We start from the raw sequence: 21,586 nt of genomic DNA on the forward strand, positions 1-21,586 counted from the left end.
CCATTCTGCGCTGGGCTGGATGACCCCGTCAGAATTTGCTGAGAAGTCTGCCGGTTGCCAGAATACACAACCAACATGAAGCCGGTTATTCCTGATTATGAATGGATCACATACGGGGAGCGGGTCATTATGAAGACATTACTAACATCGTGGTGTATTAATCAACGGGGAGCAGGTCACGTTGGTATTATGGGGAAATTTCGCAATCTTAAGTGCGTGCTTTTAGTGTCATCAGGGCTAATTTCCAGCAATGTGTTTGCTGAACAATATGGTACCCCGGTATCAATTTGCCTCAATAATCATACAATACCATTTATTGACACTGATCGGCCTGCAACCGAGGTAGTTGATGCTGCCTACAAGCAGTGTCAGGAGGTGATCTTGCAATGGGATAAAGAAAGAAAATCACTTCCCCCAGGAATGGTTGCCAAGCAGGACGAGGAGTTCCACTCGTTTTATATCCATATGATTGAAGCAAGGCGGAGGGCTGCGGAGAAGAGAAAATGAGAAGAATTAGCTTGAGTGCACGCTCATACCCCCGCCACGCCTGCCCGCTTTATGTCGTGGTTTTGACCTGCACCTCGTTGATGAGCACATACTGATCTTAACAACGACGGCTTTTGGCACTCAGTGGACAAGATAACTGAGCTTAAGGTCCGCTGTGAGCGAGGAACGGAATGATGGCATTAATTCCCATGCTGACGAAGTAGTTGTCTAGAGTCTGACTTTATCTAAAATTCGCCCTAAATCATTTAACAACGTAAAAGCGGTTTCTTTTGACGCCCCGATTCTAGTTTCAAATTCAGGTACAGAAATACCATTGCAAACTTCATTCAACGCTGAATAGAGAATTAACAACTCATTGTTATCTAGAGATAATTCAGTCTTTTTTTCGTCAACTGATACGGCGTCCATTACTCACCTCAAATTATCTAACTATGCTCTGGCATGTACATGCCTAAGAAGTTCAGCCTTATAAAACAATATTCCACATCAGTTGAGAGGTTTCAAACTCATTAGTCTACATAAGTAGGCCGTCAATGTCCGCTCCTGGCACACAGCAGATGTTCAGGCCCATCAAGATTCCTGCTTTGCTGGCGGAAGCAATTTTTTAGCTTCGTTAATGAGCTTTTCAATCTCTTCCAGAGGGATGCATCCTTCGTAACAAGAGAAAGAGAACTCATGAGTTACATCGGAATAGAAGACTTCAGCAATTTGCCGGAGCGGGGATGTTCCAGCCTCAAAAAGTTCGAGGTACATCCCATCACGGATGACATCGCTTCCACGGGTTAGGTTGTATTGGATCTTAGCCATAAATTTAATTTTCCATTTTTCCAATTAATGAAGCCTCTGTTCGAGCGCAATAAAACGTAAAATATGCCCAGAAGGTAACTTGCACAGATCCGCAAAGAGCGAGGAGCGGACGTTACCTACCTGTTGAATTTGATGATAACGGGGAGATCCCAACTATCGAGTCAATCCTAAAAGCTAGGCCGCTAGCACGCCTTCTTACCTCATTTCTCCCCCAACTGTACACTTTGGTTATTTTATCCAGTGTCAGTAATCTGGCAGTTGCAACGTCAAACTGGTGGTGCCAATCTGGTGTTAATTCGTCGAAAAACTGCAAAGCCTGCTATGTTGCACATGTTAGTGGTAGCCGAGCTTCAAGGAGTTTATATGAGCAAATCGCTTGACGTCGCCCTTTCGGTCCGCCGAGCGGAAGAAAATGAAGCGGAATTGGTGCGTGAGATAGTGCGCGCGGCCTATTCCAAATGGATTCCGGTCATTGGTCGTGAACCAACTCCGATGACGGCCGATTTTATTAAGGCCATCCGTGAGCATGACATTGACCTCGCCATTGTCGCAGGGGAAGTGGTCGGCCTGATCGAACTATGGCTCCAGGCCGATCATCTTTGGATCGAAAATGTTGCGGTACATCCCCACCGGCAAGGAATCGGAATCGGCCGTACATTGCTGGCACATGTTGAAAGTAAGGCAACTCAAGCGGAGCTTGGGGAAATTCGCCTGCAGACGAACGAGGCGTTCGAGGCGAACATCGCATTATATGCGACGCTCGGATATGAAATCGATAGACGTGAACCGTTCAAAGGTGGAACGACCGTCTTTATGAGCAAAAAACTGTAGTGGTTACTAAAACTGACCCCGGTACAAAGATTCCTTGATCATTTTAATGTGCGCTGATGACCCTGACCTGTCCGCTGAAGGATCAAGGGCGGCTGTGAGCGAGGAACGGACATAGCGACATTCGGATCTGTAAACTAGCATCGAAATCATTGCCAACAACTCTGTATGGTAATTGACGGTGAGGTGTTGCGAACCTGCTTTTCCCTAACTATAAAAACAGATATATAACTAACCTAATGAACACATTATTTAGGAAATTGTTTTGCAACTACAACTCACCAGACTGCATCTTCGCCCCGTAACTACATCTGACTTGAATGACCTTTTCAGAATTTATGGCGACCCGGCTACGAACACCTTTAACCCCGCAGGGCCATATCCTGACATACAGCATGCACAAATTGTTTTAGCTCGCTGGATCAACCACTGGGAAACTCACAGTTTTGGAAACTGGGCAATCTCTTTGCAGGATAGTCCTGAAAGGATCATTGGTTTTGGAGGTCTGAGCATCAGCAGTTATGCAGATATCGTAATTAATAACTTAGGATATCGTTTCGCCACAGAGGCATGGGGAAAAGGTCTGGCGACAGAGTTTTCGAAATACTCCGTCAGATATGGATTTGGTGAGTTAAAGCTGACTGAGATATCTGCCGTAGTTAGAGGAAACCACATGGCATCGCAGAAAGTTCTTCAAAAAGCCGGGTTGCAATACGTAAAAGAGATCCATGATGTGAAAGACGCGCCGCCTAGCCTGCTTTTTTCTCTTACACAGAGTGAATGGCTCAGACAATCAATGTGAGCGTATTTACGCTAAATCATGGATAGCTAAACTGAAGCTAAAGAAGCGCCCTACAGCGCTTTGGAAAATTAGTTATTCTGGTACAAGTCCCAGCGATTTCCAAAGAGATCCTCAAATACAACCACTGTCCCGTACTCTTCCTCACGTGGTTCCTCGCAAAATTGAACGCCTGCAGTCTTCATAGCGTCATAATCGCGCCAAAAATCGTCGGTCTGAAGGAAAAGGAACACGCGGCCGCCACACTGATTACCGAATTAGGCTTAGAAAGGCAAGATATACAGTTATAGCGATCTGCAAATTCAATAAACTTTTGTACAGAGCCCATTCTCTTTATTTGTCGGAAGCTCTCTAAGAGCGGGCTGTTCGGATGACAGGAATATTTAGATTTCAAGCGCAGTAAGGATTACGGCTTCCATTTTTTCCGGGGTGGAGATCGGAGCAAAACGCTTGAGCGGTTTGCCGTCGCGTCCGATCAGGAACTTAGTGAAGTTCCACTTGATCCGTCCACCCAGCACGCCGGGCAATTCGTTTTTCAGATACCTAAACACAGGGTGCGTAGCAGTTCCGTTGACCTCCACTTTCTCAAACATCGGGAAGCTCACTCCGTAGTTAATGTGACAAGTCTGTGCGATTTCGTCGGCACCGCCGGGTTCCTGCTTACCGAACTGGTTGCAGGGAAAACCGAGCACCATCAGCCCCTGTGCAGCATACTTCTTGTAGAGCGCTTCAAGGCCTGCGTATTGTGGTGTGAAGCCACAATGGCTGGCGGTATTCACCACCACAACCAGCTTGCCAGCGTAGTCGGCCATAGAGATAAGCTGACCACCCAGACTGGTGGCGGTAAGTTGATGAAAGGTGGTCATGTCGGGATCCTCAGAACACATTTGCAAAGTCGAACGAAAAGAATAACAAACAGGCGACCTTTAACCTGCTCGCCATCGGTTAACACACCATGATGATAGCCAGCCGTGTCCGCTTCTGGTAAAGCGCTACTGAAGCAACACCAAGGGACTGCAATGAGCAATGAGCGAGGAGCTGGTTCGGTTTATTAAAACGAATGTCTGCGCTTCCACTCATTTACAACATCACCCAAAGTTTTTGGATCATCATTACGTATCCACATCATAAATTCACGATCGAATCGAAAATCTTCACCACACTCCTTAATCATGAAACGACGAACGTTTTGTGTATTTTTATAGTTTTTATCAATGCTGGTGGTACTGGTCAGTGATGAGCTATGCCAATCGGTTTTCAATTTACTCACTCCTAAGATGAAAAGGTTGACTAGAAATTAAGATACTCACTGGCATAAGATGCCGAAATTTTGCGATAGCGTTGCATCGATCAGTTGAACTCACAGCAAGGAACCGGTCAGGAAGCGCTGCCCGCAAAACCAGTGCCAGCGGGGCATCCCGGCACTCTGTAGATCTCAGATATCACCTGCCTCGTTGCGTCTTCGATCGTTCCTTCATTACGGCATAAAAACCAGCCCTGATATGCAATTTCTCGCTCGAACGCTTCGGTACAAGCGACATGCTCTTCCAGCTTATGAATCACCGTACTACTCAGCCCGCGTGTTCGGGCTGCGGCTCTCGCCCATGAAATATCAGGCGCAGTTACAACCCCGACATGCAGGTCTGGCACTCGCACGTTTCGTTCCATATTAAGCTGTAAAATCTGTGCGAATGGAACCCTGCGGCGAAACGCAGCATCCGACGGGTACCAGCGATCCATCAAGATAATGCTGTCAGGTGGCTGCTTAGTCAGAACGTGCTGGGAAATCCAGGCACGGCTGTCAGCAAAGCGCTCACAAATCTCCAGTTCCAAATCCAGGGTGGGATTTCTGACGAACCTGTTCACGAGGGCCATTGTTTCCCCCCTGCTGGGATCGCTTTTTTTCTCGCAAAGTCGGATCACCTTCTTGTTGTCTGCCCTGAGTACTTTCGTAATGGCTTCCAGCAGTGTGGTTTTACCGGCTCCCTTCGGCCCGTCCAGAGAAACAAACACCTGACGGCTCATTCTTTAAATGACGATTGATATGCGGTTGTTGTAAAGCTTGAATCTGGCAAAAGCATCGTACTTCCTTCGTATGAACAGCTGATCACCCTCTCCGCTCGCCGGAGCCGCTTAATGCGTCAGCGCGAGCTCTATGGAGGGCTTTTATAAACAGACACTGATGAACATTCAAGCAATGTTTCTCACTGGATAGGTTCAGGATCATATTGCTGGCGATAAAGAAGCACGTGACCTGCCTGACAGGCTGGGAAAGCCAAAAGGCCCGCTTAAGTTGCCTTAGGCGAGCCTTTTAAAATTTAGCTCATCGGACTGGGATTACCCTGGATATGAACTGAATGATAAATAAGCCGAATATGAGTGTTGGTCAGCCAGGCTTTTTTCTATCGGCATAAATATCAGGTCGGGTAATTGTCCATGCATAGTTTTCCCGATTTACGGGCTCGTAGCCAAACTTTTCATAAAGCCAGGGTGCTGTTGTTGTGAACAGCATGATCCTCCGAAGCTGCCCGAACACAGGGTGATTATGTATGCATTCCATAACCCATCTTCCCAGCCCTTCTCCATGATATTCTTCAAGAATATACACATCGCAAAGATAAGCAAATGTAGCATAATCGGTTATCAGGCGAGCTAAACCTATCTGGATTTCATTATGATAAACGCCAAAGTTAAGGCTGTTTTCTATTGATGCGAAGACAATATCCAGATGAATACCTTTAGCCCAGGTGGACCTTGTCAGATACCGGTGGATAGCCTGTACATCCAGTTTTTCTCTGTCTGTACTTACCAGGTAGTCATTCTTATGCCATTCATGTTTCTCTGAAATACTCACTTTAATTCCTGTCTCAGGGATTTAGGGAAATCTGGCTTTATCATTCGATGGAATAATTATACTGCCTGAATCGCTCCGGGTTAGCCGGACCTCAATCTGTTTTTCATAATGGAAACTTGTTGTCAACCTATTATATTTAGGATCCACGAGCAAAGGCTTTACCTATAGATGGCGCGCAGGTCTGTCTGTGATAACAGGTTATCACTGTGGATATGAAGAGGCGTTAATCTGCCGCGTCGTTTTGCTCCTTCAGGAATACATTTAGCAGTAAGTCCTCTCTGTCACGTAAGGCGAGAAGCTCCAGCCCAAGCGGAAAGCCTTGTTCGTCAAATCCTACAGGAAAAGTCAGCGCAGGTGTCCCGCTGGTTGCTGCCAACAAGGCGTTGCTGCCCGTTTGAGTTTCTCCGTGTTTGACCGGCGGATGACGCATGACCGGATAGGCGAGAAGATTGATATCGTGGTCGGCAAACAAGGCTTTCAGTAAATTATAAAAATCACGTTGCCGCTGCTGTACACCACGATATTCAGGGCTATTTGTCCCGGCGTGCTCTGCACGCGCCCTGAATACGGCGTCAAGTTGCGGATGGTGAATATTGGCGGCCACGATTTCCTGAAGCGATGTAAAACTGGCCTGCGGTCTGGCACTCAAAAATGCGTTTAATGACTCCGCAAACTCGTAAGCGATAATATTGGCCGCCTCAGCGAGCGAATCTAAAGAGGTAACACCGACCGTTACGACTTCGGCACCGATATTCTGCACAGCGGCCCGCATTTTATTTCTGCTCGTGTCGCTGATATCGTTAAAAGCACTGTCAAGCCAGCCAATACGTAATGTTTCCCCCCGGGGCGGGAAACTTTTACCCGTCATCACTTCAGTCACCCACCGCAAATCTTTGGCATGGCGTACCAGCGGGCCAGCAATATCCTGTGTTGGAGACAACGGCACAATGCCAGCCATCGTAACGCTGCCCCGGGTCGGCCGCAGGCCATAAAGCAGATTAAAAGCGGCAGGAATTCGCACCGATCCTGCTGTATCCGTACCGACAGCAAAGGGAACATAACCTGCTGCGACTGCGACCGCGGAACCACTGCTTGAGCCGCCAGGGTTATAGCCCGGTCGGTAGGCGTTATGGGTATAACCGCTCAGTGATGAGGCGCCCGTAATGCCAGCCGCCAGTTCATGCATGGCCGTTTTACCCAACAGGATTGCCCCTTCTTCACGCAGACGTTTCACCAGAGGTGCATCATGGTCTGCAATAATCCCCAGCAGCGCTTTTGATCCCGCCGTTGTCGGCCATCCTGCAACATCAATATTGTCTTTAACCAGCAGAGGGATACCTTCCAGCCTGCCGCAGGGATGGCCGCGCCGCCGTTTTTCATCGCTCGCGATGGCAGCCTGTCTTGCCTCATCAGCATAGAGCCAGGTAATGGCGTTCAGGGCGGGCTCGCGCTCAGCAATAATCGCCAGTGCAAACTCCGTCAACGCCGCTGCACAAGTCTCACCATTCTGCAATTTTTGCAGTAATTCAGTGACGGATGCTTTTGCATAATCCTCTTGTCGGAACATTATTCTTCCTCCGGCGTTTGCCACTGATAACGCTGACTGCCGTCATACCTGACCCTGCCGAAAGAAGCCCCTGCAAAGTGCGAACTGAACCAGATTGCCTGATGCTCTAATGCCCAGTCGATTGCTTTACGGCGTGAAAGGGATGCCTGCGGTTTGTTTTCGCAGAAAACCGAATTCCAATGCGGATGTTCAAACTGCACTTCATGGTGCATCAGATCCCCGGTAAATATGGCGTGCTGTTGGTCTGAAACCAGGAGTAAAGAGCCATGGTCATCACTGTGACCGGGCGTTGGCATATAGCGCAAGACGCCGGAAAATAACGGCGACTGTTCAATGTCGATAGCATCCAGCTGGCCGCTTTTTATCAGCGGCAGAATGCTGTCGCGATACAGCTCCTGCCTGCCAGGATCGGCCTGACACTTCGCGAGCTCCCGGGCCGAACAAACATAACGTGCATGTGGAAAAAGGGGCTGCCACTCGCCTTCATTCCAATGCGTATTCCAGCCAACGTGATCGGTATGGATATGCGTCATTAACACTAACGAGACCTGTTCCGCAGCGATCCCGGTCTGTTTCAGACGTTCAAGATAATCGCTGTTAAGATGGTCAAATAAAGGGATGCCCCCTCTGTTCCTGCCATTTCCCGTCGCCGTATCTATCAGGATGATATCTTCCGGGGTTTTCACCAGCCAGCTATGAATGGAAAGCCCGACCGCAGCATCTTCAGGATAATTTATCATCTCATCGAGATGGTCGGGAAATAGCTGCCTCAGGGGAAAGGAAGTTGTTTGTTCCGTTATTTTCTCAACCTGACATTGCCCTACGGTTATTCTCATTTATTCCTCCACTACGTTACATCGCCGCGAATGCCTGACGGCTTGTCCGCTCTGAATGAGAGAACTATACTCACGCTTCGTGAATTAATTAAATTGATTAAAATAATGACCCTCATTAATCCAAATGATTTTAGTCGCATAGATCTTAATTTACTCGTGGTGCTCATCGTGATGTATGAAGAGCGCAACGTCACCCAGGCTGCACACAGGCTGCACCTTGGACAACCAGCAGTGAGTGCGGCCCTCAGGCGGTTGCGCAGCATGTTTAACGAAGCGTTATTTGTGAGAACGACTCAGGGCATGATGCCTACGCCAAGGACCTGCGAGCTAATACAAGCGCTGACGCCCCTGATGGCACAATTACAGGCCCTGGTTCTCAATCCACCCCGCTTTAATCCGGAAAAGGATAAGTTAACCTTCCATATCGGTATGAGCGACTGGATTGAGCACTGGCTGATGCCGGATCTGCTGGCCGGGATTATGCGCGAAGCCCCACAGGTTTCGATCAATGCAGTGGCCACTGATCCGTGGAAGGTGGTGAGTGCGCTTGAGCAGAACAAGGTCGATTTATCCATCACTGTCGGGCAGGAAACATCACGTGATTTGCGGCGGGAAAAGCTCACGTGTGCCGGATTTAAAACGCTCTGGGACCCCGGACAAATCGACATAACCAAACCGCTGACGGTTGCGGAATTCGTTCATTATGAACACTTGCTGATTTCCTACCGGGGGGCCAGTCAGAGTGCGATGGACAGTAGCCTGGAAAAAGCAGGGGTAGCACGGAGAGTACGCTATGTTTCCAGCCACTTTTCCACATTGCCGCTCATGCTCAGTCAGATGCCCTTGTTCGCCACGGTCCCCATGATGCTGGTAGATGACTGGTGCCGGCAGTATGGTTTCCAGTCAGACTCTGTGCCGGTACATATGCCGCCCTTTGAACTCGCCCTGTTGTGGCATCGCAATCGTGACAGTGATGCTGCAACCCTGTGGATGCTAAATAAAATTCGTCAGCTAATTGCGAAAAAATTATCTGCTATCCGCTGATCGTTGCCAGAGTGCAGCTTACCGGGCTGGCGGGTGCCAGAAGCTGACAGCAACGGGCAGGTTACACTGTTCGCTTATACGCATAATAAATCACACTGAGATTATTCTTATAAAAAATTCCCAACTGTGAAGATAATTTAATGATGAATTAACGATTACGGCAATACCTGTCAATCAGGATTGTTACCGCCCCACTCAAAATGACATCGTCATTTTATTTACCCGCAGGATAAGGTCTGGCGTTCCGGTCATTTCGGGAGAAAGAGACAATATATGAAAGTTCATCATCTTAATTGCGGGTGTATGTGCCCGGTAGGTGGCGCACTATTTGATGGTTTCAGTAAAGGTATTTATGCGCATCTGGTCTGCCATTGTCTGCTTATAGAAACTGACCGGGACGGACTGGTACTGGTAGATACAGGGTTCGGGCGGGATGATATCCGTCAGCCGGAAAAACGGCTGTCGGGCTTTTTCCGGCTGATGAATAATATTCAAAAACGGGAGACGCTGACCGCCCGTTCACGCATAGAGGCGCTGGGGTTCAGCGCAGAGGATGTCCGTCACATTATCCTTACACATCTTGATTTTGACCATGCGGGCGGGCTGACGGACTTCCCTGCTGCGCGCATACATTTACTGCAAACTGAAATCGATACCGCACAGCAGCGACACAGCTGGCTGGCCCGTGAGCGCTACCGGCCCGGCCAGTGGAGCGGTATGTCTGGCTGGACAGGCTATCAATGCCGGGGAGAAAAATGGTACGGCTTCGAGGCGGTTACGGCTCTGCAAGGATTGCCACCGGAAATCCTGCTGGTGCCGCTTGCGGGTCATACACGGGGGCATGCAGGCATTGCCGTAAGCCAGCCGCAAGGCTGGCTGCTGCATGGGGGTGATGCCTGGTTCTATCGGGGCGAAATGGACCTGCAAACGCCCCGCTGTACACCCGGCCTGCGTTTTTACCAGTGGATGATGGCGGTGGATAACGGAGCCCGACATCGTACCCAACAGCAATTACGGGAACTGTTTAGCCGCTATAATCAAGAAATTACTTTCTTTTGCAGCCATGACGCCAGAGAATTAAATGCCTTCATCTCAGACGGAGAAACTGATTAACTCCGCTGCATTTATTTGCCATTCAGGAGGATTGTTTTTTCTGATACCTTCTGCCACGGAAATACTCTTCAAGGTAAGGAAGGAGTTCAAACAAAATTATGCCTGAAAAAATCACAACGATATAAGTAACGGGTAAAGGATCGGCACGCAACCGTATATCAAAACTGCCCGCCGCGTCGTTAAGGCCCATAAGGGCAAGGAATTCATTCCAGTGTCGGGAAATAATTAATAACAGTGCCATCAGGGGGAGCATTTCCAGGAAACTGTGAATATGTTGTTCTACTGGCGTAACCTTACGGGCGCTGACCGCATAACTTACATCCCACAAAGCGGTTATTTCATGCAGAAAAAACATCACTATCATAAAGGCAATGATCAGCGCATTGACGTCGAGGAATAAAGCAGCGAGCAGGGGTAAACCCATCTCCAGAAACATCAGAATATGAATCCAGGTTTCTTTTACACCCGTTGTTCGCTCGATCCCCGTCGCACGGTGACATAGCCAGTCGCAAAAACCAGCCGCCAGCCAGACAGGCAGAATGAACCAGAGCAGTATAATCAATTGCGGATCGGTGTTATGCATATTCCTTTCCCGTCGTTATCCGGATAATCAATTACAAGCTTAGTACAGAACTAAATGGCGTAAACTCACCCCCCTTTCATTGTCAAAAAACTGAGCGGACTCTGCCTTCGTGATTAAAAAATCATCTCAGTAAGGTTGAAGAAAAATGGGTATTTTACTCCCGTTTTTCTTCACCTTATCGATCCGCTGATTCTCATCCGCAGATGCTTATACCAGTACCTGCCTTTACTGAGATGGCTGATTGTCAGGACGTATCCTGAACCAGATGGCATACATTGCCGGCAGGAACACCAGTGTAATGATGGTGCCGCCAAACGTCCCGCCAATCAGGGTATAGGCCAGCGTGCCCCAGAATACCGAGTGCGTCAGCGGGATAAAGGCCAGAATAGCTGCCATCGCCGTCAGCAACACCGGTCGGGCCCGCTGCACCGTCGCCTCCACCACCGCATCGAATGGCGCCAGCCCTTCCTGTTCATTGTGATGGATCTGCCCTATCAGAATCAGGGTGTTACGCATCAGAATGCCCGACAGCGCGATTAAGCCTACCAGCGCATTGATGCCAAACGGCTGGTTGAAAAGCAGCAGCGTGGGCACCACACCAACCAGCCCCAGTGGCGCGGTGAGGAATACCATCACCATGGCCGACATCGACCGTACCTGCAGGATAATGATCAACAGCGTCATGGCAATCATGATAGGAAACAGCGGTGCCATCGCCTGGGTGGCTTTTCCGGATTCTTCAATCGACCCCGCCTGCTCAATGCGGTAACCCGCCGGAAGCTTATCAATGACCGGCTGCAAGGCTTTGGTCATTGCAGTGGACACATCCGGCGGCTGCAGGTTTTCGGCAATATCCCCCCGCACGGTAATGGTCGGCGTACGATCGCGACGGCGCAGAACAGGATCTTCCATTTGCACCTCAACTTCACCGATCTGAGACAACGGAATGCGCTGACCGGAAGAACCTACTAAGGTAAAGCCCGCTATTTTTGCCGGGTCGAGCCGGATATCTCCCGCCGCGCGCCCCATGACCTGCACCGAACGGATATCTTCACGCACCGAGGTGATCGGAACGCCTGAAAGCAGGAACTGAAGCTGCTGCGCGACCGCATTCGATGTCAGCCCCACCGCCTGCAGGCGGTCCTGATTGAGCGTGAAATGCAGCGCCGGCACCCGTGGTCCCCAGTCGGTGTTGACGGTCCTCATCATCGGGCTGGCCTGCATCACCTTTTCGACCTGGTCTGCAATTTCACGCAGCCTGGTGGGATCCGGCCCCATGACCCGGTAGGCCACCGGATAAGGAGAATACGGACCAAACACCAGCTGGGTCACGCGCACGCGCGCCTCCGGTGCCAGCCCACCGGCCGCCGCTTCACGCAGCCTGAACTTGAGCGCCTCGCGTGCTTCCTGACTGTCCGTCAGCACGACAATTTTCGCAAACGACGGATCGGGCAGCTCAGGCGCCATGGCCAGATAAAAACGTGGTGACCCTTGCCCGATGTAGGACGTAATGATTTTTGCCTCTTTCTGCTTTCTCAGCCAGGCTTCAATTTTGGCCGTGGTGGCACTGGTCTGCTCAATCGCGGTGCCATAAGGCATCTGCACTTCAACCAGTACCTCCGGGCGGTCGGAGGTCGGGAAAAATTGTTTTTTCACCAGCCCCATGCCAAGGATAGCGACCATAAATATGGCAATAACGGTACCGGCGACTATCCACTTGCGCGCGATGACACGGGTCAGTAGCCGGCGAAAACGGTTGTAATGACGGGTGTTGTAAATCGCCGCATGCCCGCCCTCTACCGTTTTGATTTTCGGCAGCATTTTCACGCCCAGATAAGGTGTAAACACCACCGCCACGACCCAGGAAGCAATCAGGGCAATACCGACAATCCAGAACATATTGCTGGTGTATTCACCGGCGGTGGACTGGGCAAAACCGTTGGGCATAAAACCGACGGCGGTGACCAGCGTACCGGCGAGCATCGGTGCCGCCGTGTGACTCCAGGCATAGGCGGAGGCTTTGATGCGGTCGTAGCCCTCTTCCATTTTCACCACCATCATTTCGATGGCGATGATGGCATCATCGACCAGCAACCCGAGCGCCAGGATCAGCGAGCCCAGGGTAATGCGGTCAAAGTTTTTGCCGGAAGCCTCCATCACCACGAAGACGATCGCCAGCGTTAACGGCACCGCTGCGGCCACCACCACGCCCACGCGCCACCCCATACTGACGAAGCAGACCACCATCACCACCAGCAGCGCGACAAAGAATTTGATCATGAACTCATCAACGGCGGAGCTGATATTGACTGACTGATCCGTGACCTTGGTCAGGGTCATGCCCAGCGGCATACCCTCATTGATTTTGGCCGTTTCCGCATCCAGCGCCTTACCCAGATCCAGACCGTTCCAGCCGTCCCGCATAACGATGCCCAGCAGCAGCGCCGGTTCCCCCTGATTGCGGATCATGAAGGTCGCCGGGTCCTCATAACCACGTTCAACCGTTGCGATGTCAGAAAGCTGCAGGGTTCTGCCCTGAACAACGATGGGCGTTTGGCGGATTTTCTCCAGTTTGTCGAAGGCGCCGTCCAGGCGGATAAAGACCTGCGGCCCGTGGGTATCAATCGAACCGGCAGGCGTCAGGACGTTCTGGCTGTTAAGGGCGGAGAAAATATCCTGAGGCGAAATGCCCAGCGTGGCCAGACGGTCATGTGAGAACGAGACAAAGATACGTTCAGCCTGTTCACCGATGATATTGACTTTCTTGACCCCCGGCACATGCAGAATTTGCTGGCGCAACGCTTCCGCATCGCGCACCAGCAGCCGCTGTGGCTCCCCTTTCGCCTTCAGCGCAAAGAGCGCAAAGGTCACGTCGGAGAATTCATCATTGACCATCGGCCCGATGACGCCTGCGGGCAGGTTTTTAGCCTCATCGCCCAGCTTTTTACGCGCCTGATAGAATTCTTCCTGCACCTGTGAAGGTGGCGTACTGTCCTGCAGTGACAGCATGGTAAAAGCCAGTCCGGGACGTGTGTAGGTCTCACTCCGGTCATACCACTTCAGTTCCTGCATACGCTTTTCAAGCGGTTCAGCCACCTGATCCTGCATCTCCTGCGCGGTGGCACCCGGCCAGGCGGAGATAATCGTCATCTGCTTGACGGTAAACGGCGGGTCTTCAGCCCGCCCCAGTTCGAAAAAGGAGAGAATGCCCGCGACCGTAATCAGGATAATAAGAAACAGGGTGATTGAGCGCTCGCGCACGGCAAGCGCTGAAAGGTTGAACCGCCCCCCGCTCATGGCTGGCTCCCGGCGACGCTGGCATCGCTCTGTTCAGCCATGCGTACGGTCTCACCTTCATGCAGCAGATGCGCCCCCAGCGCGACCACCTGTTCACCCGGCTTGAGGGAACCGGTTACCCTCGCCGCATCGTCACCCAATCCCTGTACCTGAACGGACCGCCATGACACTTTGGCGGGCTTACCCGAAATCTCCCAGACACCCGGCCCCTTGCCAGGATCGTAGAGGGCCGCTAAAGGCACCTGCATCACCTGACCCGGTAATTTATCGTCTGCAATATGCAGCGTAACGGTGGATCCCAGCGGCGCGTTTGCCAGTGCGCCCTCAAGCACATATCTCGCCTCGAAGGTGCGTGTTACCGGATCCGCCGCATCGGAAAGGAGCCGCAGTTTCGCAGGGACTGTCTGCTTACCGGTACCGTACAACGTGGCCTGCGCCTCGCTTCCGGCCGCCGGGCGTAACGTCTCGGGCAACTGCACGATGGCTTCGCGCAGCCCTGCCCTGGCCAGCCGGACCACAGGCTGCCCGGCACTGACCACCTGACCGGGTTCAGCCAGCGTGTCCATGACCACGCCGTCGGCATCGGCCAGCAGTACGGCGTAACCCGTCGCATTTTGCGCCACATTGGCCTGTGCCTGAGCCGCGCTGAGTTCAGCTTTGGCCGTGTCGGCGGCGGCCTTTATCTGATCATAAGCCGATGCCGATACGGCGCCGGCCGCGACCAGACCGCGATAGCGCACCTCGTCGTCAGTCGTTTGTTTTGCACGGGCCCGCGCAGCCGCGACGGCCTGTTGCTGAGCCTGCGCCTGCAGGCTCAGGTCAACCGGATCCAGACGCATCAATGGCTGGCCGCGTTTGACGGTCTGACCGGTGTCGACCAGACGTTCAAGAATTTTGCCCTGCACTCTGAAACCCAGGTCGCTTTGAATCCGGGCGACAACAACGCCGGTAAATGCGCGGGAGGCACCGGCAGCACTGGCTACGGTCGCAGACCTGACCAGAGGAGGCTGAGTACGGGGATCGTCGGTACCGGAAGAGTCACCGCAGCCCGCAAGGGCAAGCGGCAACAGGCAAACAGCAAAGGTGGCAGGATTAAGCCTGAGCATGGGTTCCCTTATTGATTTAACAGGACAGTAACCGCATTCTCAGACTAGTGACCAATAATGTCAATAGTCACCACTCAGGGTGACAGACTTCTCAGTATCAGCGAGGACAGAAGCGCAGCCGCTGCCGGTGCCGTTTCCAGATTGTATTGCAACTGCACCGGGCTGATGTAAGGTCGCATGACCAGATATATCGCATGCGCCGCCTCGTCCAGCGGCGTTTTTCGCTCAAACTCCCCGCTCTGCCGCCCTTCAACAATGATGTCCTCAATCAGCTGTCGCAACCGTTCTTCATGGGCTTCTGCCGACGGCCACTTATCACGCGCCGCGACGGCGGCAATGTCGTAAAGCCTGCGATCGTGAAAAAACAAATCACTGCCGGCTTCCGTCAGTGCCCGGAATAAACGCCGCAATTTTTCGGAGGCCGACGGGGCATCTGCAATCGCTGAATTGACAATCGCCATGATCATCGCCAGCCGGTTGCTGCAGATCACCTCACCGATCGCCTGCTTAGAGTCGAAAAATTTGTAGATATAAGATTTTGAAAACCCTATAGATTTAGCCAGCTCGGACACCGTGGTTTTCTCATAGCCAAAATGCCCGAAATGCTCGGTGGCCGCATCAACAACCTGATCGCGGACGCTGTGATCCGAGGGTCCCCGCGGGGGATGTACATTTGTCTGTTTAGTCATTTTTCCAGCTTAGCTCAATTGAGCCCTGATTGACAACGAGTGACCATTTGGTAATGTAGTCACACTTCAAAACTCACTCAAGGTATATCAATGTTCCCCCTACGTACTCTTGCGCTGGTGGTGAGCACCGGCTTGCTGGCGGGTTGCGCCGTCGGTCCGGATTATCATCGCCCGGCGGTGCCACTTCCGGAACACTATCAGACTCAGCCTGCCCTCCGGGAGAGAAGCGTATCCCCACCTGCCAGTTTTACCGTCTGGTGGAACGGCTTCGGCGATCCTCTGCTGAGTCAGTTCGTTTCGGACGCCCTCGCGCAGAATCTCGATCTGGCGCAGGCCACTGCCCGGATGAACCAGTCCCGCGCCGGACTGGGCGCGGCCACAGCAGCGCTGTTGCCCTCAGGGAACATCAGCGGACAAGCGGCACGCGCGTATCAGTCAGCCGAAACCCCGCTGGGTCAGGTTCTCAGCGCAACGCCGGATTATAATCGCTACGGCAATAGCTATGAAACCGATCTTAACGCAAGCTGGGAGATTGATGTTTTCGGCGGGCTGCGACGCGGTCGCCAGGCTGCGCTGGCTGACTATCAGGCCTCTGAAGCGGGCGTCGCCGCGACCCGCCTTGCTGTCGCCGCTCAGACTGCCGATATCTATATTACCCTGCGCGGATTACAGGCCCGTCTGGCCATCGCGGATAAACAGGTCAGCACGCAACAGGCACTGCTGGAAAAGGTACAGCTCCTGAACGCTAAAGGACTCGCGCCGGCGTATCAGGTTCGCCAGACCGAAGGGGAACTGGCACAGGTTGAGGCCACCGTACCGGTTCTGCGCACGGGGATAGATGCGGCCATGAATGCATTAGACGTTATGCTCGGCACGCCGCCCGGCACCCACCGGGCTGAGTTAGCGTTGCCGGGGGCCATACCGCAGGTACCCCAGATAACCTCAACGGGTACACCTGCCGACCTGTTGCGCCGCAGACCCGATATTATCGTGGCGGAACGTCATCTCGCCGCCTCAAGTGCGCGTATCGGCGTGGCCGTCAGTGAGTATTATCCGAAATTTTCACTCACGGCACTGCTCGGCAGTGCAACGGCAGTCTCAGGCAGCAACCTGTTCTCCGGCGGTGCCAGCCAGTCGGCCGGCGTGCTGGGGCTGCGCTGGCGGCTCTTTGATTTTGGTCGCATCAATGCTCAGATAGAGCAGGCGAAGGGCCAGGAACAGGAGGCGCTCGCGGCCTATCGCCTGTCGGTATTACGCGCGACTGAAGATGTCGAGAATGCCTTCTCCGCCCTGGTCAATCGTGAAACACAGACAGCCACGCTGAACCGGGGAGAATCTGCCCTGGCCAGCGCCCGCCAGTCATCTTTTATCGCTTACCGGCAGGGAACGGCCAGCCTGATGGACGTCCTCCACAATGATGAGACCCTGTTACAGGCTTCCGATGCCAGAGCGCAGGCCCAGACAGAATCCGCACGCGCCGCTGTCGCGACGTTCAGGGCGCTCGGCGGGGGCTGGCAGCCGCCCGGTTAACAGATAAGGGTTCATCAGGTTGCTTATTTATCAACCCATGACGGGCAGAAGGCCATCCCGCTCAGAAGAACTCAAGACAGAAAAGCCCGCTTACAGACATCTGAGCGGGCCTTTTGCTTTCACGATTGAAACCGGGCACCGGCGGCAATCAGGATATGTCAGTCAAACCTGACCATGTCCTTAAAAATCAGCTGCCCCCAGTGCTTTCCGCGTGCCTGTACAAGCAATCCGCCCTGTGAAAGACCGCCCAGTTTGACCGGTGAGAATCCGAGAGTTTCGGCAAGCACACCCACTTTATCAGCTGCATCCTCATCGTCGCCCGCCAGAAAAATGACTCGTCTGCCACCCTGTACCGCCGGATCCTGGCCGAGGACACCTGCGCCCAAATGATTAAAGCCCTTGACCAGTTTTCCTCCCGTGAAAGCCTGCGCAACTACGCAGGAGGAAGGCTGGTCACCCAGTTGCTCAGGAGGAATGCCGTAGGCATTGGTGACATCAATGATGATCTTTCCCTTCCAGTCCGCTAGCACCTTCGCGACATCCGGGTGAGACTCGAAACGGACAGCCAAAAAGAGGATGTCTGCCCTGACGGCGTCCGCCAATTTTTGGGCAATGATCCCCGGTCCGATCGCGGCGGCATCGGCTGCAAAACTTTCAGGGTCGCGTGTGGTCGCCACGGATACGTCGATACCGCTGCGGGCAAATGCCCTGGCAAGGGCCTGTCCAATCTGGCCGAAGCCAATAATGGCGTATGTCATATTTACTCCTTTGGTGAATACAGCCTGGCCCGCTCCGGTTGATCGAATCGAACAGCCAGGCGTGATATATCAGAGTTGCGCCAGGCCGCCATCAACGGCGACCTCGCTGGCTGTCATGAAACTGCTGTCCGGCGAGGCAAGAAAGGCGGCCACCGCGCCGATCTCTGCAGGTTCGGCCATGCGCTGGAGCGGCGTCATCGCGGCGAAAGCTTTCTGCCCCTCCTCTCCCAGTGCATCCCTGGCAAGTTCGGTCGCGGTGGCGCCTGGCGAGAGTACATTTACCCGGATACCGGTTCCCTTCAGATCTTCCGCCCAGCTCCGCGCGAGGTTTCGTACCGCCGCCTTGCTCGCGCTGTAGGCGCTGAATGCCGGGGCACCGGTGGTGCCGGCGCTTGAACCGGTCAGGATAACTGAACCCCCCGGGCCCATCAGCGGCAGTGCCTTCTGTACCGTAAAAATCGTACCCTTGACGTTAGTCTCGAAGGTTTCGTCAATATGCTCCGCGGTGAGCTGGCCAAGCGGAAGCGGTCCTCCTGCACCGGCATTGGCGAAAACAATGTCGAGCGTTCCGCGTTCGGCCCGCACGGCGGCATAAAGCCGATCAAGGTCAGCCTCATCGGAAACCGAGCCTTTCACCCCGCGGGCATGACTGCCAAGTTCCGCCACTGCGGCGTCAAGCTTTTCCTGCCGGCGGCCGAAGATGAAGACGAAAGCGCCCTCTTCAATGAAGCGTTTTGCTGCGGCAAAGCCGATGCCGGTCGCGCCGCCGGTGATCACGGCAGTTTTTCCATTCAGTCTGTTCATGTCATGAATCCTTCTGGTGAGTGGTACGCAAGCAGTAAGCAGCTTGCTTGCGGGCCAGTGTGCGACCGTGGTAACCTGTGGTCAAGTATGCACCTTTTGGTAACCACCTAAAATGACAACACAATTTCAAACTGAAATTTGCGGCACCGGCTGCGGGCTGAACACAACACTGCGTATCATCTCGGGCAAATGGAAGCCGCTGGTTCTTTTTTTCCTGCGCGACGGGCCGAAGCGTTATGGTGAGCTCAGGCGTTTGATAGCCGGCGTCAGCAATAAGGTGCTGATCCAGCAACTGAAGGATCTTGAGGCTGATCAGGTACTGGCAAGGACTGATTATCAGGAAATCCCGCCGCGCGTTGACTACGCACTGACCCCGCTCGGTCGCAGTCTGGCCGAAGCCATCATGCCGCTGTGTGCATGGGGAACGGCGAATAGTGAAGAAATGGCCAGCATCTATGCCAGCCGCGATCCTTCCTCCCTGAAGGATGCGGAAAGTCTCTGAGCCGGACTGCCTTTAATTAGTCGGATTTTCTGGATTGTCTATTCGGCGTTGGGGTGCTTATTTCAAGGGGATTAATGTCTAGACTCAGCTTTCTGACAGAAACCTAAGGAGCACACCATGGCAGACCATTCTATCAAAGGCAAAATTGTGATCATCGCGGGCGGGGCTAAGAATCTCGGCGGACTGATCGCCCGCGACTTAGCCGCTCAGGGGGCGAAAGCCATCGCCATTCATTATAACAGCACCTCCTCAAAGACAGATGCCGATGAAACACTGGCCGCCATCGAAGCGGCAGGTGCGCAGGCTGTGGCATTTCAGGCCGATCTGACGACCGCTGCCGCCGTCGAAAAACTCTTTGCCGATACCATTGCCGCCATTGGCAAACCGGATATCGCGATCAACACCGTGGGCAAAGTTCTCAAAAAACCCATAGCGGAAATAAGCGAAACTGAATACGACGAAATGGCAGCCGTAAACGCGAAAACCGCTTTCTTCTTCCTCAAGGAAGCCGGTAAAAATCTCAACGATAGCGGTAAAATCTGCACGGTCGTTACCTCGCTTCTTGGCGCCTATACGCCGTATTATGCCGCTTACGCGGGCACGAAAGCCCCGGTAGAGCATTACACACGGGCGGCTTCCAAAGAATTTGGCGAGCGTGGTATTTCGGTCACGGCAGTAGGACCGGGCCCGATGGATACACCTTTCTTTTATCCTGCAGAAGGCGCTGATGCTGTGGCGTATCATAAAACTGCAGCCGCGCTCTCTCCTTTCAGCAAAACGGGACTGACCGGTATTGAAGATGTGGTGCCTTTTATCCGTCATCTGGTGAGCGAAGGATGGTGGATCACCGGCCAGACAATATTGATTAACGGCGGCTACACCACTAAATAGCCGGTGGCATGCGCATATCGTACTGAAACAAAGAGGGGGATATTCCGGGGATCAGGGAATATCCCCCCTCTGCCGGGGATACACAGCAATAGCGATTTTTAGCCTATAAAACAACGAGACAGGAAAGATGGACAGGTTCAACCAATATCGCATCTTCGCGCAGGTAGCAGACATGGGAAGCTTTGTCCGGGCCGCCGGCGCACTCTCTGTGCCGCGAGCCTCCGTTTCTGCCGCCATCCAGCAATTAGAGTCGCAACTGGGGGTAAGACTGTTGCACCGTACCACCCGCACGGTGCGGCTGACGGCTGACGGGGAGCTGTTACTCGAACGTATACGCCCTTTACTGGCAGAAGTGGAGGATATCGACCAGTCATTTCAGCTCAGTCAGCACCAGGTTTCAGGGAAGCTTACCATCGATGTGCCGAGCCGCATTGCCCGACGCCTGATTGCTCCGGCTCTGCCGGAATTATTGCGATGCCATCCCCGGTTACAACTGGTTCTCGGGTCATCGGACAAGGCAATCGATCTGGTCCAGGATGGTGTGGATTGCGCCATTCGTGTGGGCGTATTGCATGACAGCAGCCTGGTCGTTCGTACCCTGGGACACATCACCCTCATCAACTGCGCCAGCCCTGCCTATCTGAGCGAACACGGACTTCCCTCCCAGCCGGACGATCTTGCCGGAGGGCATCGGGCAATCGGTTATATTTCATCCAAAACGGGTAAAGAGTTGCTATGGGAGTATCAGTCAAAGGACGGCCACATACACAGTGTCAGTATCCCCAACCAGGTTACGGTGAACACTGCAGAAAGCTATATTGCCTGCTGCCTGGCAGGTCTTGGGCTGATACAAATCCCCCGCTTCGATGTGCAACATCTGCTGGCGACCGGGGATTTGGTGGAGGTCATGCCAGATTACCGGGCGGCTTCCATGCCGGTATCCTTTATCTATCCGCATCGCCGTCAGCGCTCCCGGAGGCTGGCTGTCTTCCATTCATGGTTTGAGATACTGATACACCCCCATCTGGATAATTGAACCATCCCGTTTCATGCTATAAACGCTCCGTTTTA

23 protein-coding genes and 1 pseudogene are annotated in these 21,586 nt (G+C 52.9%); 9 read left to right on the forward strand and 15 right to left on the reverse strand.

The features are described from left to right. The first annotated feature begins 129 nt into the window (after positions 1–129). The gene (locus J1781_RS04770) at positions 130–507 is read left to right on the forward strand and encodes a hypothetical protein (protein WP_217233273.1); all 378 of its coding nucleotides are present in this window, start codon (positions 130–132) and stop codon (positions 505–507) included. A gap of 207 nt (positions 508–714) precedes the next feature. Here the strand turns inward: J1781_RS04770 and J1781_RS04775 are convergent, their stop codons facing one another. Together J1781_RS04775 and J1781_RS04780 are read right to left on the reverse strand one after the other, a co-directional pair. Beyond that, positions 715–915 carry a hypothetical protein gene (locus J1781_RS04775; RefSeq protein ID WP_129955536.1) on the reverse strand — a complete coding sequence of 67 codons (201 nt, stop codon included), beginning with the start codon at positions 913–915 and terminating at the stop codon, positions 715–717. Between the two features lie 162 nt (positions 916–1,077). Next, positions 1,078–1,314, reverse strand: coding sequence for a hypothetical protein (locus J1781_RS04780; protein WP_034789686.1), 237 nt, complete (start codon positions 1,312–1,314; stop codon positions 1,078–1,080). A 363-nt stretch (positions 1,315–1,677) separates the two neighbouring features. On the opposite strand from J1781_RS04780, the gene J1781_RS04785 reads away from it, so the two are divergent. Further along, positions 1,678–2,145: a GNAT family N-acetyltransferase gene (locus J1781_RS04785; protein WP_217138407.1), complete on the forward strand. Its 468-nt coding sequence runs from the start codon at positions 1,678–1,680 to the stop codon at positions 2,143–2,145. 262 nt (positions 2,146–2,407) lie between these two features. Then, positions 2,408–2,944, forward strand: a complete 537-nt coding sequence (locus tag J1781_RS04790) for a GNAT family N-acetyltransferase (protein ID WP_129955534.1) — start codon at positions 2,408–2,410, stop codon at positions 2,942–2,944. A gap of 68 nt (positions 2,945–3,012) precedes the next feature. Here the strand turns inward: J1781_RS04790 and J1781_RS04795 are convergent. The 7 genes and pseudogenes from J1781_RS04795 to J1781_RS04825 form a co-directional block, all read right to left on the reverse strand. Continuing rightward, positions 3,013–3,195 (reverse strand): annotated as a pseudogene (locus J1781_RS04795) (VOC family protein); the annotation flags it as partial. 129 nt (positions 3,196–3,324) lie between these two features. Beyond that, a complete protein-coding gene (locus tag J1781_RS04800) occupies positions 3,325–3,807 on the reverse strand; it encodes a glutathione peroxidase (protein WP_129955532.1) in 483 nt (160 codons plus the stop codon). A gap of 185 nt (positions 3,808–3,992) precedes the next feature. Further along, positions 3,993–4,202 carry a DUF6434 domain-containing protein gene (locus J1781_RS04805; RefSeq protein WP_129955531.1) on the reverse strand — a complete coding sequence of 70 codons (210 nt, stop codon included), beginning with the start codon at positions 4,200–4,202 and terminating at the stop codon, positions 3,993–3,995. 116 nt (positions 4,203–4,318) lie between these two features. After that, positions 4,319–4,966, reverse strand: coding sequence for a dTMP kinase (locus tag J1781_RS04810; RefSeq protein ID WP_217233274.1), 648 nt, complete (start codon positions 4,964–4,966; stop codon positions 4,319–4,321). A gap of 361 nt (positions 4,967–5,327) precedes the next feature. Further along, on the reverse strand, positions 5,328–5,795 hold the full coding sequence (locus J1781_RS04815; protein WP_217233275.1) for a GNAT family N-acetyltransferase: 468 nt from the start codon (positions 5,793–5,795) through the stop codon (positions 5,328–5,330). Positions 5,796–6,018: 223 nt separating this feature from the next. Further along, positions 6,019–7,362, reverse strand: a complete 1,344-nt coding sequence (locus J1781_RS04820; protein WP_217233276.1) for an amidase — start codon at positions 7,360–7,362, stop codon at positions 6,019–6,021. After that, positions 7,362–8,102 carry an MBL fold metallo-hydrolase gene (locus J1781_RS04825; protein WP_231572432.1) on the reverse strand — a complete coding sequence of 247 codons (741 nt, stop codon included), beginning with the start codon at positions 8,100–8,102 and terminating at the stop codon, positions 7,362–7,364. Before J1781_RS04825 ends, J1781_RS04820 begins: the two co-directional genes overlap by 1 nt. A 48-nt stretch (positions 8,103–8,150) precedes the next feature. Here J1781_RS04825 and J1781_RS04830 point away from each other — a divergent pair, with 48 nt between their 5' ends. Further along, positions 8,151–9,242: a LysR family transcriptional regulator gene (locus J1781_RS04830; protein ID WP_238483470.1), complete on the forward strand. Its 1,092-nt coding sequence runs from the start codon at positions 8,151–8,153 to the stop codon at positions 9,240–9,242. Between the two features lie 273 nt (positions 9,243–9,515). Continuing rightward, positions 9,516–10,355, forward strand: coding sequence for an MBL fold metallo-hydrolase (locus tag J1781_RS04835; protein ID WP_217138412.1), 840 nt, complete (start codon positions 9,516–9,518; stop codon positions 10,353–10,355). 22 nt (positions 10,356–10,377) lie between these two features. On the opposite strand, the gene J1781_RS04840 is transcribed toward J1781_RS04835, so the two are convergent. The 4 genes from J1781_RS04840 to J1781_RS04855 form a co-directional block, all read right to left on the reverse strand. Next, a complete protein-coding gene (locus J1781_RS04840) occupies positions 10,378–10,938 on the reverse strand; it encodes a diguanylate cyclase (RefSeq protein ID WP_217138413.1) in 561 nt (186 codons plus the stop codon). A 225-nt stretch (positions 10,939–11,163) separates the two neighbouring features. After that, on the reverse strand, positions 11,164–14,235 hold the full coding sequence (locus J1781_RS04845) for an efflux RND transporter permease subunit (protein WP_217233277.1): 3,072 nt from the start codon (positions 14,233–14,235) through the stop codon (positions 11,164–11,166). Further along, complete coding sequence (locus tag J1781_RS04850) at positions 14,232–15,341, reverse strand: efflux RND transporter periplasmic adaptor subunit (protein WP_217233278.1); 1,110 nt, start codon at positions 15,339–15,341, stop codon at positions 14,232–14,234. The genes J1781_RS04845 and J1781_RS04850 overlap by 4 nt, the downstream gene beginning before the upstream one ends. A gap of 74 nt (positions 15,342–15,415) precedes the next feature. Then, on the reverse strand, positions 15,416–16,030 hold the full coding sequence (locus tag J1781_RS04855; protein WP_129955522.1) for a TetR/AcrR family transcriptional regulator: 615 nt from the start codon (positions 16,028–16,030) through the stop codon (positions 15,416–15,418). A gap of 90 nt (positions 16,031–16,120) precedes the next feature. On the opposite strand from J1781_RS04855, the gene J1781_RS04860 reads away from it, so the two are divergent. After that, positions 16,121–17,560 carry an efflux transporter outer membrane subunit gene (locus tag J1781_RS04860; RefSeq protein ID WP_217233279.1) on the forward strand — a complete coding sequence of 480 codons (1,440 nt, stop codon included), beginning with the start codon at positions 16,121–16,123 and terminating at the stop codon, positions 17,558–17,560. Between the two features lie 158 nt (positions 17,561–17,718). On the opposite strand, the gene J1781_RS04865 is transcribed toward J1781_RS04860, so the two are convergent. Together J1781_RS04865 and J1781_RS04870 are read right to left on the reverse strand one after the other, a co-directional pair. Further along, the gene (locus J1781_RS04865) at positions 17,719–18,318 is read right to left on the reverse strand and encodes an NADPH-dependent F420 reductase (RefSeq protein WP_217233280.1); all 600 of its coding nucleotides are present in this window, start codon (positions 18,316–18,318) and stop codon (positions 17,719–17,721) included. A 69-nt stretch (positions 18,319–18,387) separates the two neighbouring features. Then, a complete protein-coding gene (locus J1781_RS04870; RefSeq protein WP_129955519.1) occupies positions 18,388–19,122 on the reverse strand; it encodes an SDR family NAD(P)-dependent oxidoreductase in 735 nt (244 codons plus the stop codon). A gap of 112 nt (positions 19,123–19,234) precedes the next feature. Here J1781_RS04870 and J1781_RS04875 point away from each other — a divergent pair, with 112 nt between their 5' ends. From J1781_RS04875 to J1781_RS04885, 3 genes are all read left to right on the forward strand, one after another. Beyond that, positions 19,235–19,624: a winged helix-turn-helix transcriptional regulator gene (locus J1781_RS04875; RefSeq protein WP_129955518.1), complete on the forward strand. Its 390-nt coding sequence runs from the start codon at positions 19,235–19,237 to the stop codon at positions 19,622–19,624. Between the two features lie 117 nt (positions 19,625–19,741). Further along, entirely contained in the window at positions 19,742–20,515 is a 774-nt protein-coding gene (locus tag J1781_RS04880) for an SDR family oxidoreductase (protein WP_217233281.1), read from the forward strand. Positions 20,516–20,642: 127 nt separating this feature from the next. Further along, positions 20,643–21,551, forward strand: coding sequence for a LysR family transcriptional regulator (locus J1781_RS04885; protein WP_217158185.1), 909 nt, complete (start codon positions 20,643–20,645; stop codon positions 21,549–21,551). The last annotated feature ends 35 nt before the right edge of the window (positions 21,552–21,586 follow it).

Source organism: Rahnella perminowiae, assembly GCF_019049695.1.
In the GTDB taxonomy this organism is placed as follows: domain Bacteria; phylum Pseudomonadota; class Gammaproteobacteria; order Enterobacterales; family Enterobacteriaceae; genus Rahnella; species Rahnella perminowiae.

What these genes read in the sequence shown, in the direction of transcription:
- J1781_RS04770 (WP_217233273.1), top strand. Translation starts at nt 130, where the DNA reads ATGAAGACATTACTAACATCGTGGTGTATTAATCAACGGGGAGCAGGT.
- J1781_RS04775 (WP_129955536.1), bottom strand. Translation starts at nt 915, where the DNA reads ATGGACGCCGTATCAGTTGACGAAAAAAAGACTGAATTATCTCTAGAT.
- J1781_RS04780 (WP_034789686.1), bottom strand. Translation starts at nt 1,314, where the DNA reads ATGGCTAAGATCCAATACAACCTAACCCGTGGAAGCGATGTCATCCGT.
- J1781_RS04785 (WP_217138407.1), top strand. Translation starts at nt 1,678, where the DNA reads ATGAGCAAATCGCTTGACGTCGCCCTTTCGGTCCGCCGAGCGGAAGAA.
- J1781_RS04800 (WP_129955532.1), bottom strand. Translation starts at nt 3,807, where the DNA reads ATGACCACCTTTCATCAACTTACCGCCACCAGTCTGGGTGGTCAGCTT.
- J1781_RS04810 (WP_217233274.1), bottom strand. Translation starts at nt 4,966, where the DNA reads ATGAGCCGTCAGGTGTTTGTTTCTCTGGACGGGCCGAAGGGAGCCGGT.
- J1781_RS04820 (WP_217233276.1), bottom strand. Translation starts at nt 7,362, where the DNA reads ATGTTCCGACAAGAGGATTATGCAAAAGCATCCGTCACTGAATTACTG.
- J1781_RS04825 (WP_231572432.1), bottom strand. Translation starts at nt 8,102, where the DNA reads ATGATAAATTATCCTGAAGATGCTGCGGTCGGGCTTTCCATTCATAGC.
- J1781_RS04835 (WP_217138412.1), top strand. Translation starts at nt 9,516, where the DNA reads ATGAAAGTTCATCATCTTAATTGCGGGTGTATGTGCCCGGTAGGTGGC.
- J1781_RS04840 (WP_217138413.1), bottom strand. Translation starts at nt 10,938, where the DNA reads ATGCATAACACCGATCCGCAATTGATTATACTGCTCTGGTTCATTCTG.
- J1781_RS04845 (WP_217233277.1), bottom strand. Translation starts at nt 14,235, where the DNA reads ATGAGCGGGGGGCGGTTCAACCTTTCAGCGCTTGCCGTGCGCGAGCGC.
- J1781_RS04850 (WP_217233278.1), bottom strand. Translation starts at nt 15,341, where the DNA reads ATGCTCAGGCTTAATCCTGCCACCTTTGCTGTTTGCCTGTTGCCGCTT.
- J1781_RS04855 (WP_129955522.1), bottom strand. Translation starts at nt 16,030, where the DNA reads ATGACTAAACAGACAAATGTACATCCCCCGCGGGGACCCTCGGATCAC.
- J1781_RS04860 (WP_217233279.1), top strand. Translation starts at nt 16,121, where the DNA reads ATGTTCCCCCTACGTACTCTTGCGCTGGTGGTGAGCACCGGCTTGCTG.
- J1781_RS04865 (WP_217233280.1), bottom strand. Translation starts at nt 18,318, where the DNA reads ATGACATACGCCATTATTGGCTTCGGCCAGATTGGACAGGCCCTTGCC.
- J1781_RS04870 (WP_129955519.1), bottom strand. Translation starts at nt 19,122, where the DNA reads ATGAACAGACTGAATGGAAAAACTGCCGTGATCACCGGCGGCGCGACC.
- J1781_RS04875 (WP_129955518.1), top strand. Translation starts at nt 19,235, where the DNA reads ATGACAACACAATTTCAAACTGAAATTTGCGGCACCGGCTGCGGGCTG.
- J1781_RS04880 (WP_217233281.1), top strand. Translation starts at nt 19,742, where the DNA reads ATGGCAGACCATTCTATCAAAGGCAAAATTGTGATCATCGCGGGCGGG.
- J1781_RS04885 (WP_217158185.1), top strand. Translation starts at nt 20,643, where the DNA reads ATGGACAGGTTCAACCAATATCGCATCTTCGCGCAGGTAGCAGACATG.